Annotated in this window: 15 protein-coding genes; 4 read left to right on the top strand and 11 right to left on the bottom strand. The window is 70.1% G+C overall.

The genetic code is table 11. The annotated features are described in order from the left end of the window. Positions 1 to 10 precede the first annotated feature (10 nt). Genes OMP39_RS12605 through OMP39_RS12595 form a run of 3 tightly spaced genes read right to left on the bottom strand, consistent with a single transcriptional unit; the run spans position 11 to position 3,869 of the window. Complete coding sequence (locus OMP39_RS12605) at positions 11 to 2,884, bottom strand: formate dehydrogenase subunit alpha (RefSeq protein ID WP_264892059.1); 2,874 nt, start codon at positions 2,882 to 2,884, stop codon at positions 11 to 13. 38 nt (positions 2,885 to 2,922) lie between these two features. Then, positions 2,923 to 3,147, bottom strand: coding sequence for a formate dehydrogenase (locus tag OMP39_RS12600; RefSeq protein ID WP_264892058.1), 225 nt, complete (start codon positions 3,145 to 3,147; stop codon positions 2,923 to 2,925). After that, a complete protein-coding gene (locus OMP39_RS12595) occupies positions 3,144 to 3,869 on the bottom strand; it encodes a TorD/DmsD family molecular chaperone (protein ID WP_264892057.1) in 726 nt (241 codons plus the stop codon). The genes OMP39_RS12600 and OMP39_RS12595 overlap by 4 nt, the downstream gene beginning before the upstream one ends. A gap of 212 nt (positions 3,870 to 4,081) precedes the next feature. On the opposite strand from OMP39_RS12595, the gene phnC reads away from it, so the two are divergent. The 4 genes from phnC to OMP39_RS12575 are packed head-to-tail and all read left to right on the top strand — an operon-like array spanning position 4,082 to position 7,442. Further along, a complete protein-coding gene (gene phnC / locus OMP39_RS12590) occupies positions 4,082 to 4,930 on the top strand; it encodes a phosphonate ABC transporter ATP-binding protein (RefSeq protein ID WP_264892056.1) in 849 nt (282 codons plus the stop codon). Between the two features lie 42 nt (positions 4,931 to 4,972). After that, entirely contained in the window at positions 4,973 to 5,950 is a 978-nt protein-coding gene (gene phnD, locus OMP39_RS12585; RefSeq protein ID WP_264892055.1) for a phosphonate ABC transporter substrate-binding protein, read from the top strand. A 60-nt stretch (positions 5,951 to 6,010) separates the two neighbouring features. Continuing rightward, positions 6,011 to 6,820: a phosphonate ABC transporter, permease protein PhnE gene (gene phnE / locus OMP39_RS12580; protein ID WP_264892054.1), complete on the top strand. Its 810-nt coding sequence runs from the start codon at positions 6,011 to 6,013 to the stop codon at positions 6,818 to 6,820. 19 nt (positions 6,821 to 6,839) lie between these two features. After that, positions 6,840 to 7,442, top strand: coding sequence for a phosphonate degradation HD-domain oxygenase (locus OMP39_RS12575; protein WP_264892053.1), 603 nt, complete (start codon positions 6,840 to 6,842; stop codon positions 7,440 to 7,442). Positions 7,443 to 7,523: 81 nt separating this feature from the next. On the opposite strand, the gene OMP39_RS12570 is transcribed toward OMP39_RS12575, so the two are convergent. From OMP39_RS12570 to phnG, 8 genes are read right to left on the bottom strand one after another with little or no spacing between them, the layout of a single operon-like run. Continuing rightward, positions 7,524 to 8,663: an alpha-D-ribose 1-methylphosphonate 5-triphosphate diphosphatase gene (locus OMP39_RS12570; protein ID WP_264892052.1), complete on the bottom strand. Its 1,140-nt coding sequence runs from the start codon at positions 8,661 to 8,663 to the stop codon at positions 7,524 to 7,526. Positions 8,664 to 8,700: 37 nt separating this feature from the next. After that, positions 8,701 to 9,462, bottom strand: coding sequence for a phosphonate C-P lyase system protein PhnL (gene phnL / locus OMP39_RS12565; protein WP_264892051.1), 762 nt, complete (start codon positions 9,460 to 9,462; stop codon positions 8,701 to 8,703). Between the two features lie 10 nt (positions 9,463 to 9,472). Then, a complete protein-coding gene (gene phnK, locus OMP39_RS12560) occupies positions 9,473 to 10,267 on the bottom strand; it encodes a phosphonate C-P lyase system protein PhnK (RefSeq protein ID WP_264892050.1) in 795 nt (264 codons plus the stop codon). After that, complete coding sequence (locus tag OMP39_RS12555) at positions 10,257 to 10,718, bottom strand: GNAT family N-acetyltransferase (protein ID WP_264892049.1); 462 nt, start codon at positions 10,716 to 10,718, stop codon at positions 10,257 to 10,259. The genes phnK and OMP39_RS12555 overlap by 11 nt, the downstream gene beginning before the upstream one ends. Then, a complete protein-coding gene (locus tag OMP39_RS12550; protein WP_264892048.1) occupies positions 10,705 to 11,574 on the bottom strand; it encodes an alpha-D-ribose 1-methylphosphonate 5-phosphate C-P-lyase PhnJ in 870 nt (289 codons plus the stop codon). The genes OMP39_RS12555 and OMP39_RS12550 overlap by 14 nt, the downstream gene beginning before the upstream one ends. Beyond that, positions 11,571 to 12,740, bottom strand: a complete 1,170-nt coding sequence (locus OMP39_RS12545; protein WP_264892047.1) for a carbon-phosphorus lyase complex subunit — start codon at positions 12,738 to 12,740, stop codon at positions 11,571 to 11,573. The genes OMP39_RS12550 and OMP39_RS12545 overlap by 4 nt, the downstream gene beginning before the upstream one ends. Position 12,741: 1 nt before the next feature. Next, entirely contained in the window at positions 12,742 to 13,476 is a 735-nt protein-coding gene (phnH, locus tag OMP39_RS12540) for a phosphonate C-P lyase system protein PhnH (RefSeq protein ID WP_264892046.1), read from the bottom strand. Next, positions 13,476 to 13,964: a phosphonate C-P lyase system protein PhnG gene (gene phnG / locus OMP39_RS12535; RefSeq protein ID WP_264892045.1), complete on the bottom strand. Its 489-nt coding sequence runs from the start codon at positions 13,962 to 13,964 to the stop codon at positions 13,476 to 13,478. The genes phnH and phnG overlap by 1 nt, the downstream gene beginning before the upstream one ends. Between the last annotated feature and the right edge of the window lie 35 nt (positions 13,965 to 13,999).

Below are 13,999 nucleotides of genomic sequence, written 5' to 3'. Positions count from 1 at the left end.
CGCGTCCTCCTCAGGCGGCGACGATGCGGCACAGCGAGACCTTGGTCTCCTGCATCATCGTCACCGCGTCGTAGCCGTAGGTCCAGCCGGTGTTGCACGCCTCGCCGCGCACGATGGGCGCCGCGCCTTCGGGGTAGTGCTCCAGCAGGTCTTCGCCCATCCACCAGCCGCCGAAGTGGTACGGCATCCACACGATGCCCTGCGGCACCCGCTGCGTGACCAGCGCCATCACCTTGAGGCGAGCGCCGGAGGGTGTCTCGACCCACACGTACTGCCGCGTGCGCGCGCCCAGGCGCGCGGCGTCCAGCGGGTTGATCTCGACGAACATGGCCTGTTGCAGCTCGGCCAGCCAGGGGTTGGAGCGTGTCTCGTCGCCGCCGCCCTCGTACTCGACCAGCCGCCCGGAGGTCATGATGAGCGGGTAGTCCTTGGAGAAGTCCACCGCCTGCACGCTGCGGTAGAGCGTGGGCAGCCGCCAGAAGCGCGCGCGGTCGTCATAGGTCGGGTACTGCGCCAGCAGGTCGCGCCGCGGGGTGAGCAGCGGCTCGCGATGCACCGGCACGGGGTCGGGGAAGTTCCAGACGTGGCACCGTGCGCGGGCATTGCCGTAGGGCGCGCAGCCGTGCCGGACGACCACGCGGATGATGCCCCCCGACAGGTCGGTCTTCCAGTTCTTGCCTTCGGCCTGCGCCTGCTCCTCGGGCGTGAGCTCGTTCCACCACCCCAGCTTCTTCAGGAACACGTGGTCGAACTCCGGATAACCGGTGTCGATCTCGCTGCCCTGGGGCGCCGAGCCGTCGGCCGCCAGCAGGCTGCGGCCGTCGTGCTCCACCCCCCAGTTGGCACGAAACGGCAGGCCGCCTTCGGCCACCGGTTTGGACAGGTCGTAGAGGATGGGCGTGCCGGGGTGACGCATCTCGGGGGTGCCCCAGCAGGGCCAGGGCAGGCCGTAGTAGTCCCCCTTGCACGGCCCCGACTCGGCGCGCAGGGTGGTCGGATCGAAGTCGCGCTTGTGCCGCATGTGCAGCTTCAGGCGCTCGGGCGAGCAGCCCGTGTAGCCGATGGTCCAGCACGCGCGGTTGATCTCACGCAGGATGTCCTCGACGACGGGCTCGTCGTCGACCACCTTGATGTGCTTGCACAGCTCGTTCGCGTAGCCGAACTTCTTCGCGAAGAGGTACATGATCTCGTGGTCGGTCTTGCTCTCGAAGATCGGCTGGATCACGCGCTCGCGCCACTGGATGCTGCGGTTGGAGGCGGTGACCGAGCCTTGCGTCTCGAACTGCGTGCACGCGGGCAGCAGATAGACACCCTCGGTGCGCCCGTGCATCGCGGCGGTCATCGTGGGATAGGGGTCGATCACCACGAGCAGGTCGAGCTTTTGCATCGCCGCCTTCATGTCGGGCAGGCGGGTCTGGCTGTTGGGCGCATGGCCCCAGAAGACCACCGCCTCGAGGGGCCGGGGCTGGTCCACGTAGCGGCCCTGCTCGAGCACGCCGTCGAACCAGCGCGAGACGGTCATGCCCGGCTTTTCCATCAGCGCCTTGGAGGCATAGCGCGAGACGAGCCACTCGTAGTCCACGCCCCACACGGCCGCGTAATGCCGCCATGCCCCTTCCGACAGGCCGTAGTAGCCCGGCAGCGAATCGGGGTTGGGCCCGACGTCGGTCGCCCCCTGCACGTTGTCGTGGCCGCGGTAGATGTTGGCACCGCCGCCCGCCACGCCGATGTTGCCCAGCGCCAGTTGCAGGATCGACAGCGCGCGCACGTTGGCGCTGCCCACGTGGTGCTGCGTGATGCCCATGCACCACACGACCGAGGACGGGCGGTTCTTGGCGAGCATCTCGGCGGCCAGTCGCACCGAGGCTTCGGGCACCCCCGTCACGTCGGAGACCTTCTCGGGCGTCCACTTCGCCACCTCCTTGCGCACCTCGTCCATGCCGTAGGTGCGCCGGGCGATGTAGTCCTTGTCTTCCCAGCCGTTCTGGAAGATGTGCCAGAGCAGGCCCCAGATGAACGGGATGTCGGTGCCGGGGCGGATGCGCACGTAGTGGTGGGCGAAGCGCGCGGTGCGCGTGAAGCGCGGGTCCACCACGATCATCTTCGCGCCCAGCTCCTTGGCGTGCAGGAAGTGCAGCATCGAGATCGGGTGCGCCTCGGACGGGTTGGAGCCGATGAACAGGACCGCCTTGGTGTGGTGCAGGTCGTTGAACGAGTTGGTCATCGCGCCGTACCCGTAGGTCTGCGCGACGCCGGCCACGGTCGTGGAGTGGCAGATGCGGGCCTGGTGGTCGGTGTTGTTCGTCCCCCACATCGAGACGAACTTGCGCAACAGGTAAGCCTGCTCGTTGTTGTGCTTGCTCGAGCCGATCCAGTAGACCGCATCCGGACCCGACGCCTCGCGGATGCGGAGCAGGCGGCTGCCCACCTCCTCGATCGCCTGGTCCCAACCGATGCGTTGATACCGGCCGCCCACCAGCTTCATCGGGTAGCGCAGGCGATGCTCGCCGTGGCCGTGCTCGCGCACCGAGGCGCCCTTGGCGCAGTGCGCGCCCATGTTGATGGGCGAGTCGAAGGCGGTGTCCTGCCGCACCCACACGCCGTCTTGCACGATCGCATCGACCGAGCAGCCCACCGAGCAGTGGCTGCAGATGGTGTGCTTGCGCTCGACCGGTGTGCCGGGCCGCGCATCGTCGGTCGCGGCGGCAGCGGGGCCGATCAGGTCCACGTGCAGGTGCCGGGCCGCCACGCCCGCCCCGAGCGCCACGCCGGCTCGCACCAGATACCCGCGCCGGTCCATCGTCTGCTGCATCACCCCTGCGAGGCTCTTGCGCAGGAAGCCGCTCAAGCCCTGGGTCGACCGAGGATGCGGTGATCGGCTCATGCCAGTTCCTCCTCCGGGGGCCGCCCGGGCCACCCGTGTCACCAGTACGCCGCCGTGGCGTAGTACTGCAGGATGTGTTCCGTCACGTGATAGCCCTGCGGACGGTCCGCTTCCTCGGGCGCTTCGGGAGCGGCCGCGGCGCGGGCCCCTTCGCTGGCGGCGGCGACGGCCAGGGCCGGCGCGCATACCGCGGCGCCGAGAAAGGTGCGTCGATGCACCAGGGCCGGGGGTGCGGCGGGTGCCGGGGGATGGCGCGATGTCATGGTCCTTCTCCTGCGGCAGACAACGGGTCGGACGGTAGCGATTCATGCCGCCACCCCGAGCCCTCCAGCATCTCGAACGCCTCGGTCTCGATATCCAGGAAGGCGCGCACGAAACGCGCGGCGGCGGCGTAGAACCCGGCATCCGGTGCGTGCTCCATGTCGTTCAGGCACTCGGCGTACCAGGGCGCGACGTGCCGGTCGAAGAACTGGCGCTGACGCTCGAGGGGGCGCGCAGGCACGGGCCCGACACCGGTGATGAGGACCCGCATCGTCGCGCACAGCGCCGCGAGGTGGTCTTCGGGCTCGCCGACATGGCGCGCACGCGCAAGGCCCAGCGCCCGCAGGTCGGCGCGCAAGTCCGCAAGGGGCTGATCCATCATGAACCCGCTGCGATAGACCGAGGCATAGGGATTGAGCCGCGGCGTGCCGATCGAGACGAACAAGGCGTCGAATGCCTCCGCCACTTCGCGGGCCGGGGCGCGCGCAGCCTCGCGCAGCGACCGCCACGCATCGGCCAGGACGCTGCCGGCGGGGCGCGCGTCCTGCATCGAGGCCAGCGCCTGCAGCAAGGCCGCGTCGGCGGGGGCGCTCAGCAGCCGCGCAGCCAGGCCGTAGCAGTCCGCCCGTGCCTGCTCGACGGGCGAAAGTGGCGGCGCCATCGGCGCCGGCGTGTGCGGCGGGGCATGGACCCCGCTGCGAAGGTCGGTGCTCGTGCGGTGCATGGGTGGCACGGCCCAGCAGATGGCGTTCCCGGCCCGGCCCCGGGGTCGCCTGTTCGCCTTGGCACCGGCCTGGGACGGGGCCGGCGGGGAGGTCGGAAAGACCTACCGTGTAGATCTTGCACGGCCGTTGTCATCGCCCGGTCATGCAACGTTCATGGACCGGTCATGGGTCGTCTAGATGATGTGCTGCGACGTCCCCCTGGAGGAGATCCATGCACGACACGGTGATCGAGGTGCGCGGCCTGCGCAAGACGTTCGGCGACTGCTGCGCGCTGAAGGACGTGGACCTGACCGTGCGGCGCGGCGAGATGGTTGCCCTGCTCGGTGCGTCGGGCTCGGGCAAGTCCACGCTGCTGCGGCACCTCTGCGGGCTGCATCGGGGAGACGAGGGCAGCGAATCGCGCGTGGCGGTGTTGGGGCGCCTGGTGCAGCAGGCCGGGCGGCTCGAGCGCGACGTGCGCCGCACGCGGGCGGCCATCGCCACGATCTTCCAGCAGTTCAACCTGGTCGACCGGTTGCCGGTGATGCACAACGTGCTGGCCGGCGCGTTCAATCGCCTGCCGCTGTGGCGCACGGCGCTGCGGCGCTTTCCGGCGCACGAGCTGGAGGCGGCCTGGCTCGCCCTGCAGCGCGTGGGCATCGAACGCTGCGCGTGGCAGCGGGCCTCCACGCTGTCCGGCGGGCAGCAGCAGCGGGCGGCGATCTCGCGCGCCATCGTGCAACGGGCGCAGGTGATCCTCGCCGACGAGCCCATCGCCTCGCTCGATCCGGAGTCGAGCCGCAAGGTGATGGAGCTGCTCGCGCGACTCAACCAGGAGCAGGGCACGACGGTGGTCGTGTCGTTGCACCAGGTGGACTTCGCCTTCGCCTACTGCCCGCGCACGGTGGCCTTGCGACACGGCCAGGTCGTGTACGACGGGCCGACGGCGCAGCTGAGCCGCCAGAGGCTGATGGAGCTGTATGGCACACAGACCGAGGAGCTGTTCTCCCACCGGGTGGGCGCGCTGCCCGGTGCGGCCTCCCAGCCCGCGCTGGCGGGCGCACTCCCGGCAGCCGCCTGATCCCGCCCGCATTCCGCTCACCCCTTGTCCGAGGAGACGACCATGGACCGCCGCGCCTTCACCCTCACCGCCGTCGCGCTCTCGCTCGGCCTGGCCGCCAGCGCCAGCGCGCAGACGGGCGAGATCAGCTTCGGCATCATCTCGACCGAATCGTCCCAGAACCTCAAGCAGGCCTGGCAGCCGCTGCTGGAGGACATGAGCCGGCGCACCGGCTTGAAGATCAACGCCTTCTTCGCACCGGACTACGCCGGGATCATCGAGGGCATGCGCTTCAACAAGGTGCACCTCGCGTGGATGGGCAACAAGTCGGCGATGGAGGCGGTCGACCGCTCCGGGGCCGAGGTGTTCGCCCAGACCGTCTCGGTGGACGGCTCGATGGGTTACTACTCGCTGCTGGTCACGCACAAGGACAGTCCCCTGAACTCGCTGGAGGACGTGATTCGCCAGCGCCAGGGGCTCACGCTGGGCTTCGGCGACCCCAATTCCACGTCGGGAACCCTGGTGCCCGGTTACTACGCCTTCCAGCAGCACAAGGTCGATCCGCTGAAGGACTTCAAGCGCGTGGTGCGGGCCAACCACGAGACGAACCTGCTCGCCGCGGCGAGCCGGCAGGTGGACGTGGCCACCAACAACAACGAGGCCATCGAGCGTCTGAACCTGACCAACCCGGCCAAGGCCAAGGACATCAAGGTGATCTGGAAATCACCGCTGATTCCCTCCGACCCGCTGGTGTGGCGCGCGGACCTCGACCCGGCGGTCAAGGCCAGGCTGCGCGAATTCCTGCTCGGCTACGGCAAGCAGGACGCGCGCGAGCAGGCCATCCTCAAGGTGATCGGCTTCGCCGGCTTCAAGGCATCGAGCAACGCGCAGTTGCTGCCGATCCGCCAGCTCGAACTGGCGCGCGAGCGCAATCGCGTCGAGAACGACTCGTCCCTGTCGGCCGAGGACAAGCAGAAGAAGCTGCAGGAGATCGACGCCCGCTTGGCGGAACTGCAGAAGCTGGTCGCGAGCGCCCGGTGAGCCGGCCGCAAGGCGACCGTTGGGGGCGCGGCGCGGACCGCCGGACCAGGAGCTGCTGAGATGAGCATCACGCACACGTCCGTCCCCGGGGCCGGCCTTGCCGTGCCCGTGCCGCCACGCGCCGGCTGGGGGAGGCTGGCCTTGTGGGGTCTGTTGCTGGCGGTGCTGGCCGGGTCGTGGCGGGGGGCCGACATGCGGCCCTTCGACCTGTGGAACGACTCGGGCAACATGGGCGAGTACCTGCGCGGGTTCTTCCCCCCGGATTTCCGGGAGTGGAAGCACTACGCCGCAGAACTGCTCGTGACCTTGCAGATCGCCGTGTGGGGAACGGCCCTTGCCGTGACCTGCGCGGTGCCGCTGGGCCTGCTCGCCTCGTCCGACATCGTGCCGTGGTGGGTGTACCAGCCGGTGCGCCGCCTGCTCGACGGGTGCCGCGCGATCAACGAGATGGTGTTCGCGCTGCTCTTCGTCGTCGCCGTGGGCCTCGGCCCCTTTGCCGGCGTCCTCGCGCTGTGGGTCCACACGACCGGGACGCTGGCCAAGCTCTTCTCCGAGGCGGTGGAGGCCATCGACCCTCAGCCCGTCGAAGGTATCCGGGCCACGGGAGCCAGACCGCTCGAGGAGATCCTCTACGGCGTGCTGCCGCAGGTGATGCCGCTGTGGATCTCGTACTCGCTGTACCGCTTCGAGGCCAACGTGCGTTCGGCGTCGGTGGTCGGCATGGTCGGTGCCGGCGGCATCGGCATGGTGCTCTGGGATGTCATCCGAGGATTCCAGTACGGGCAGACCGCTGCCGTGCTCATCATGCTGATCGTCGCGGTGTCGCTGATCGACCTGGCGTCGTCGGCCCTGCGCAAGCGGCTCATCTGACACCCCATCGGAGGCCACCATGCCTTCCCACTCCATCATCGAGCGCATCGACAAGCTGTACCGTCTTCACGGCCAGCGGCTCTACAGCGGCCTGCAGGCGGAGGCGGTGACCGCGCTGGAACATGCCCTGCAGTGCGCGCAGCTGGCCGAGTGGGCCCACGCGGACGACGGTCTCGTTGCTGCCGCCTTGCTGCATGACATCGGGCACCTGCTGGCGGGCGGCCACACGCCCGACGGCGAGGACGACCGGCACGAGATGCTGGCGTGTGCGTGGCTGTCGCAGGCCTTCGACGCCGACGTGATCGAGCCGATCCGCCTGCATGTGCAGGCCAAGCGCTACCTCTGTACCCGCGACGCCGGCTACCACGACAGCCTCTCGCCCGCCTCCCGGCATACGCTCGTGTTGCAGGGAGGGCCGATGAGCGAGGCCCAGGCCCAGGCCTTCGAGGCCCTGCCGCACGCCCACGCGGCGGTCAAGCTGCGCCGGTGGGACGACCTCGCGAAAGTTCCGGGCCGGCCCACTCCGTCCTTGGACTACTACCTGGTCGTGCTGGCCCGTTTGGTGCAGGACGAGGTCCTGGGCGCAGGCTGGTCCGCCGCCGACGGACTGAGCACGCTTTGACCCGCGCCCTGCCGCCGGCCCGGCGCATGGGGGGCGGCCAGGGTCAGGCAGGCGGCCCATGAGGGCGGGGTGGCGCGGCCTTCAGGCCACGCGCACACCCGCCCGCCAGACCCAGCGCACGACGGGGTGGTCGTGCACCTCGCGTGCTCGCACGAGGTCGGCTCGCAAGCCAGGCGCGATCTCTCCCCGGTCCACGAGGCCGGACGCCCGCGCGGGGTTGCGGCTGACGGTGTTGATGGCCTCGCTGAGCGTGTGGCCGCCTTCGCGGTGCAGCTTCCAGGCGGCGGTCAGCAGGCTCGCGGGCACGTAGTCGGACGACAGCGCGTCGAGGACGCCGGCACGGGCGAGATCCAGTGCCGCCACGTTGCCGGAATGCGAGCCTCCGCGCACGACGTTCGGTGCCCCGGCGATCGTCGCCAGTCCTCGCGACCTGGCATGGCGGGCCGCCTCCAGCGTCGTCGGAAACTCGCTCATCGACGCGCCGAGCGCGACCGCCTCGTCCACGTGCTCGACGGTGGTGTCGTCGTGGGTGGCGAGCGCGACGCCATGCTGCCGCGCGAACTCGGCGAACCAGCGGCGGTTCGGCGCAGCGTGTCGCGTCTGGCGTTCCGGCGCCGCCCGCAGCTCGGCCTCGAACTTCTCGGCGCTCCAACCCTTCTTGCCGGTGTAGTAGATGCGGGCGTGCTCCACGTCGCTCCACTGGCGCTGGCCGGGGGTGTGGTCCATCAGCGAAATGAGCCTGAGCCGGGGGTGGGCGGCGAAGGGCTCGAACAGCTGGCGCGCGTTGGGTGCAGGCAGCTCGCAACGCACGTGGATCAGGTGTTCGGCGCGCAGGGCGCCCGCCGTCTCCAGCCGGTCGAGCACCCCGAGCAGCTCGCCCTGGTCGCGAGCACGGAAACCCTCGTCGTAGGGGTCGCCGACGCCGATCGCGTCGAACACGGTCGTGATGCCGGCGGCTGCGACCTCGGCGTCGTGCGATTGCACTGCCGGCTGTACGGGGAAGTACACACGCGGGCGAGGCATCAGATGACGTTCGAGGTTGTCGGTGTGCAGTTCCACCAGGCCAGGCAGCAGGTAATCGCCTTCCAGGTCCACCGCCCCGGGCACGCAGGTCGTGCCGCTGTCGATCGCGTCGATGCGTCCGTCGCGCACCCGTACCGTGCCCGAGATCACCTCGTGCGCGAGCACGACGCGGGCATGGGTGAGCACCAGTTCGGTCATGAGGTTCCTCGAGGTCGGGCGGGCCGGTCCAGGCCCATCATAGGGTGAGGGTGCGCGTGGCGACGCGGTCGCGCACGTCCTCGTCGTGGAAGATGCCGACGATGGCCGCGCCGCGCTCGCGCGCCTGGCGGATCAGGTCCACCACCACCTCCCGGTTCGCTGCATCGAGCGAGGCGGTAGGCTCGTCCAGCAGCAGCACCGGGGTCGGCTTGACGAAGCCGCGGGCGATGTTGACGCGCTGCTGCTCGCCGCCGGAGAAGGTGGAGGGCGCCAGTGTCCACAGGGCGCGGGGCACGCGCAAACGCTCCAGGAGCGCGGCGGCACGGGCGCGTGCGTTCTCCACGTGCTCGTCGTAGCGGGGATCGTCCACGTCGGCCGCGTCGCCCAGCACCAGGCCTTCCAGCAGGCGCTCGGCCACGACGTCCAGTGCGGGCACCCTGGGCACCGCGCGCAGGAACTGGCTCACGTAGCTGACCGTCGATCTGCGCAACGCCAGCACTTCCTGCGGTGTGGCGCGGGCAAGGTCGAGGTAGCGCGGCGCGTTCCCATCCACGCGCACCGCCACGCGTGCGCCGGCACGGCCGTCGTCCTCGCAGCCGTAGTTGCCGTAGAGGCACTTGAGCAGCGTGGACTTGCCGCGTCCCGATGCGCCGACCAGCGCGACGCATTCACCGGCATGGACCTGCAGCGACACGTTCTCGAGGACGTCCAGACGCCGACCGCCCTGCAGATGCAGGGTGAAGCGCTTGCTCAGGCCCTGCACGTCGATCACCGGCCAGGCGCGCGTTTCGATCTTCATGTCCGCTCCTTCAGGGCACGACCACCGATGACACCAGCAGCTGCGTGTACTCGTGCTGGGGGTCGTCGAGGACGCGGTCCGTCAGGCCGTGCTCGACGATACGGCCCTGCTTCATCACGACGATGCGATGGGCGAGCAGACGCGCCACGCCCAGGTCGTGCGTGACGATGATGGCGGCCAGGTGCATGCGCGCGACCAGCAGCCGGATGAGGTCGAGCAGGCGGGCCTGCACCGACACGTCCAGGCCGGACGTCGGCTCGTCCATGAGCACGAGTCGCGGTCGCGTCACCAGATTGCGGGCGATCTGCAGCCGCTGCCGCATGCCGCCCGAGAAGTCGCGCGGCAGGTCGTCGAGCCGGCTCGCGTCCAGTTCGACGCGCTGCATCCAATGTTGGGCCTCGGCGCGCAGTTGCCCGTAGTGGCGCACGCCCAGCCCCATCAACCGCTCGCCGATGTTGGCCCCGGCGCTCACGCCCATGCGCAGGCCCAGGTGCGCCTGCTGGTGCACGTAGCCCCACTCGGTGCGCGCGAGGAGCCGCCGCTGGGCTTCGCCGAGGGCGTGTACGTCGAGCCATCGGCCGTCGCGCGCGCGGTAGCGCACCTGGCCCTCGTCCGGGCGCTGCAGGCCGGCGATGCACGACAGCAGGGTGGACTTGCCCGAACCCGACTCACCGACTACCGCCAGCACCTCGCCCGGGTGCAGTTCGAGGCTGGCCTCGCGTACCGCCCAGTGGCGGTCGTACCGCCGGCCCAGCGCTCGCACCTGCAGCAAGGGCTCGGTGGCGGAAGGGCTGTCACCGTGCATCGATCGTCACCTTGAAGCTGTAGCCGTGGCGCTCGAAGCCCAGGCCCTCGTAGAAGGCATGGGCGGCGGTGCGCGACTGGTTGGACGACAGCGCCAGCTTGTAGCAGCCGGCGGCGCGCGCCTGATCGAGGGCATGCTCCATCATCCGGCGCCCGATGCCCAGCCCCTGTGCATCCGGATGGACGGCAACGTCCTCGACCAGGGCGGAGGGCGAGCAGCGGTGGCCGAGGTTGGGCAGCACGATCATCGCGTAGGTGCCCACCGCCTGGTCCGCCGTCTCGGCGATCCACAGGTGGTAGTTGGGATAGCGTTGCATCGTCTCGAAGGTGGCACGGGCCTGCCCCTCGTCGTTGGTGCCCGGCGCGTCGAGCCCTGAGGCCTCGTACAGGGCCAGGATGCGCGGCACGTCGTCGACGGTCGCGATGCGCAGGCGGATGTCAGTCGCGGTCATGGGCGGCCTCCCTTCGTTCGCGGCACCAGTCGGTGTCCGAGCAGGCCCACAGGCGCTCGCCATGGGCCAGGATCATCTCGTCCAGGTAGCTCGTCGTGCAGCCGCACAGCGCGCAGACATGGCCCTGCGGCTCCACCCGGAAGGGATGGTCCTCGAAATCCAGGCTCTCGACCCTCGTGTAGGGTGGCACCGCGTAGATGCGCTTCTCGCGCCCAGCGCCGAAGAGCTGCAGGGCCGGCATCATGTGCATCTTCGGGTTGTCGAACTTGGGGATGGGCGAGGGCGCCATCACGTAGCGGCCGTTGACCAGCACCGGGTAGTCGTAGGTGGTGTCGATGCGTCCCCATTGCGCGATGTCCTCGTACAGCTTGACGTTCATCAGCCCGTACTCGCGGTGGGCGTGCAGCTTGAGCGTCTCGGCGCGGCGGGGCTCGAGGCGGTAGAGCGGCTCCGGCTGCGGCACCTGGTAGACCAGGATCTGGCGTTCAGTGAGCGGCGCCTCGGGAATGCGGTGGCGCGTCTGGATCAGCGTCGCCTCCCGCGTGCGCTCGGTGGTGCGCACGCCCGTCGTGCGGGCAAAGAAGTGACGGATGTTCACCGCATTGGTCGTGTCGTCCGAGCCCTGGTCGATGACCTTGAGCACGTCGTCGCGTCCGATGACGGCGGCCGTGACCTGGATGCCCCCGGTGCCCCAGCCGTAGGCCAAGGGCATCTCTCGCGAGCCGAAAGGCACCTGGTGGCCGGGGATGGCGACCGCCTTGAGGATCGCACGGCGGATCATGCGCTTGGTGCCCTCGTCGAGATAGGCGAAGTTGTAGCCGGCAGCCGGCGGGGCGAGTGGCGGTCGGGCGTTCATGCGGTCGGCTCGATGGCAGGGGTCGGGTCCGCAGCAGGCGCGGGGGCGTCGGCGGCAGCGCAGGCAGGCGAGCGGGTCTCGGGGGCTCGCGCGCGCAGTCCGCGCACCAGCTGCAGTTCGCTTTCGAAGGTCACGTAGTGAGGCAGCTTGAGGTGCTGCACGAAGCCCGAGGCTTCGATGCTGTCCGAGTGCGAAAGCGCGAACTCCTGGTCCTGCGCCGGGCTGGTGAGCTCCTCGCCGAACTCGTCGGCGCGCATGACCCGGTCCACCAGCGACATCGCCATGGCCTTGCGCTCGCTGCGACCGAACACGAGGCCGTATCCGCGCGTGAACTGGGGAGGCTGCTCGGCACTGCCGGTGAACTGGTTGATCATCTGGCACTCGGTCAGCACGACCTCGCCCAGCTCGATCGGAAAGCCCAGCTCGTCGGGCGTGAACTCCACCGCCACCGCCCCGACGCGGATCTCGCCCGCGAAGGGGTGGGTGTGCGCATAGCCGCGCTGCGTCGAATAGGCCATGCCCAGCACCCAGCCCTCGTCGCCGCGGGCCAGCATCTGCAGCCGCCCTGCACGGGGCATGGGGTAGGCCGGCGGCTCGCGGGTGATGTCGGGAGGCTGCGGATCGCCGTCGCTCGGTGTGAGCGGCTCCACCAGGCCTTCCGCGGCGAGGGCCTCGAGGGCGCATGGCATGGCCTCGGACACGGGCTCCCCGGCGGCCACGGCGATCTTCTCGCCGTGCGTGGGCGGTGCCTGGTCGGACGCGCGGAGCAGATCGAAGTCCAGCAAACGTTGCGTGTAGTCGAAGGTGGCTCCCAGCAACTGCCCGCCAGGCAGGTCCTTGAAGATCGCCGAGACGCGGCGGCTGGCGCGCATGCGTTCGGTGTCGAGCGGCTCGCCGTAGCCGAACCTGGGCAGGGTGGTCCGGTAGGCCCGCAGCAGGAACACCGCCTCGACCACGTCGCCCTGCGACTGCTTGAGGGCCAGTGCGGCCAGCTCGGGGTCGTACAAAGAGGCCTCGCCCATCACGCGATCCACCAGCAGCCCGAACTGAGATTCGATCTGCGCGACCTCGATCTCTTGCTGCGCCGGATCGCCCCGGCGGGCGGCGGCGAGCAACCTGCGTGAAGCTTCGATCGCGGATTCGCCACCCTTGACGGCGATGTACATCTCAGCGGCTCCTTTGCACCACGGTCGAGCGCGGCACCGCCGCGATCTGCCCGCTGCAGGTGAAGACGATGTCCACGCCCCGGGGAAAACCCGCCTGCAGTTCCTCGCGCGCGCGCCAGAAGGCCAGGCTCAGCCCCCCCACCGCCAGCCACCTGGCATGGCGAACTCCCGGGCCCGAGAGCCGCACCCACGGCGTGGGGTCCGCATCCTCGGGGTGCGCCGGTGGCGCTGCGGCTGCCGCGTCCTCCTCGACCGAGACGATGGAGGGCGCCTCGACGATCAAAGTGGCGCCTTCCTGCGGCGCCTCGTCGCTGCCGCGAGGCAGGCCGAGCAGCAGGGCCTCGGCCGCCGCGTGCGCGGGCGCGAAGGCGTACTGTGACTCCTCGGCACGAGGTACCACGCGCATGCCGGTGTGGAAACGACCGAACGCGAGCACGCCCTCGAGCACTTGCGCCGGCGCGAACGCGGGACTCAGCCAGACGGCAGTGTCTGCATCGGCCACGGTGAGCAGTATGGCGGTGGTCGCCACGCCCAGGCCGCTCGGAGGCGCCAGTGCGTCGCGCGTGTCGGCGTCCAGGGCCTGCACACAGCCGGGCCGTGCCATCGCTTCGAGCAGGCAGCGGAAGGTGGTTTGGCTGCCGTGCACCGGATCGGCGAAGCCGCGCGGCAGCGCGGCCAGCGCGCCGGTGCTCCCCGCGTCGGGCGACTCAGAATGGGCGATCAGGGCGGCGATCATCAGCTGAGCTCCGGTTGCAGGGTGAAGAACTCGACGCGGCTGGGCGCGACCGCGGCTCGCTCGCGCGCATGGCGCTCGGCGGTGTGCGCCTGCAACGGTGCGATCACCTGCCGCCACACGTCCGCCTGCCAGGCGGGCTGCTGCAGGCAGGCGTCCACGCAGGCGATCCAGTGCGCCCTTTCGGCGTCCCGGCCGAGGACGTATCCCACGCCCACGCTGGTGTGTCCGTCCGGCCCCGAGAGGGTGAGGGCGCAGCGCGTGACGGTCGCCTCGCCCAGGTTGAAGCGGTCGCCGGTGTTGCCGATGCGGCCGCGCAGCATCACGAGGCCGTGCTCCGGCGGGCGCAACCACTGCCCCGGGTGACGCCTTGCCAACGGCGCGGCATGGCGCTCGAGCGCCTCGCGGCTGGAGCGCGCCAGCACCGACAACCATTGGCGGCGCGCCTTGGCGTCGCAGCGAAGAACGGGGGACGGGGAGGGCTCTGACATGGATCGGTCATCTAGACGACTCTATGATGTCGCCC

The sequence above is a fragment of the Schlegelella aquatica genome, assembly GCF_026013905.1.
GTDB classification, from domain to species: Bacteria; Pseudomonadota; Gammaproteobacteria; order Burkholderiales; family Burkholderiaceae_C; genus Caldimonas; species Caldimonas aquatica.
The sequence above is the reverse complement of the archived record's forward strand: the minus strand, read 5'-3'. Positions and strand labels throughout refer to the sequence as shown.

Bases quoted from the DNA above. Each gene is read 5' to 3' on its own strand.
- phnG (WP_264892045.1), bottom strand. From the start codon at position 13,964: ATGTCAGAGCCCTCCCCGTCCCCCGTTCTTCGCTGCGACGCCAAGGCG.
- phnD (WP_264892055.1), top strand. From the start codon at position 4,973: ATGGACCGCCGCGCCTTCACCCTCACCGCCGTCGCGCTCTCGCTCGGC.
- phnE (WP_264892054.1), top strand. From the start codon at position 6,011: ATGAGCATCACGCACACGTCCGTCCCCGGGGCCGGCCTTGCCGTGCCC.
- phnC (WP_264892056.1), top strand. From the start codon at position 4,082: ATGCACGACACGGTGATCGAGGTGCGCGGCCTGCGCAAGACGTTCGGC.
- OMP39_RS12575 (WP_264892053.1), top strand. From the start codon at position 6,840: ATGCCTTCCCACTCCATCATCGAGCGCATCGACAAGCTGTACCGTCTT.
- OMP39_RS12545 (WP_264892047.1), bottom strand. From the start codon at position 12,740: ATGTACATCGCCGTCAAGGGTGGCGAATCCGCGATCGAAGCTTCACGC.
- phnK (WP_264892050.1), bottom strand. From the start codon at position 10,267: ATGCACGGTGACAGCCCTTCCGCCACCGAGCCCTTGCTGCAGGTGCGA.
- phnH (WP_264892046.1), bottom strand. From the start codon at position 13,476: ATGATCGCCGCCCTGATCGCCCATTCTGAGTCGCCCGACGCGGGGAGC.
- OMP39_RS12570 (WP_264892052.1), bottom strand. From the start codon at position 8,663: ATGACCGAACTGGTGCTCACCCATGCCCGCGTCGTGCTCGCGCACGAG.
- OMP39_RS12595 (WP_264892057.1), bottom strand. From the start codon at position 3,869: ATGCACCGCACGAGCACCGACCTTCGCAGCGGGGTCCATGCCCCGCCG.
- OMP39_RS12555 (WP_264892049.1), bottom strand. From the start codon at position 10,718: ATGACCGCGACTGACATCCGCCTGCGCATCGCGACCGTCGACGACGTG.
- OMP39_RS12605 (WP_264892059.1), bottom strand. From the start codon at position 2,884: ATGAGCCGATCACCGCATCCTCGGTCGACCCAGGGCTTGAGCGGCTTC.
- OMP39_RS12600 (WP_264892058.1), bottom strand. From the start codon at position 3,147: ATGACATCGCGCCATCCCCCGGCACCCGCCGCACCCCCGGCCCTGGTG.
- OMP39_RS12550 (WP_264892048.1), bottom strand. From the start codon at position 11,574: ATGAACGCCCGACCGCCACTCGCCCCGCCGGCTGCCGGCTACAACTTC.
- phnL (WP_264892051.1), bottom strand. From the start codon at position 9,462: ATGAAGATCGAAACGCGCGCCTGGCCGGTGATCGACGTGCAGGGCCTG.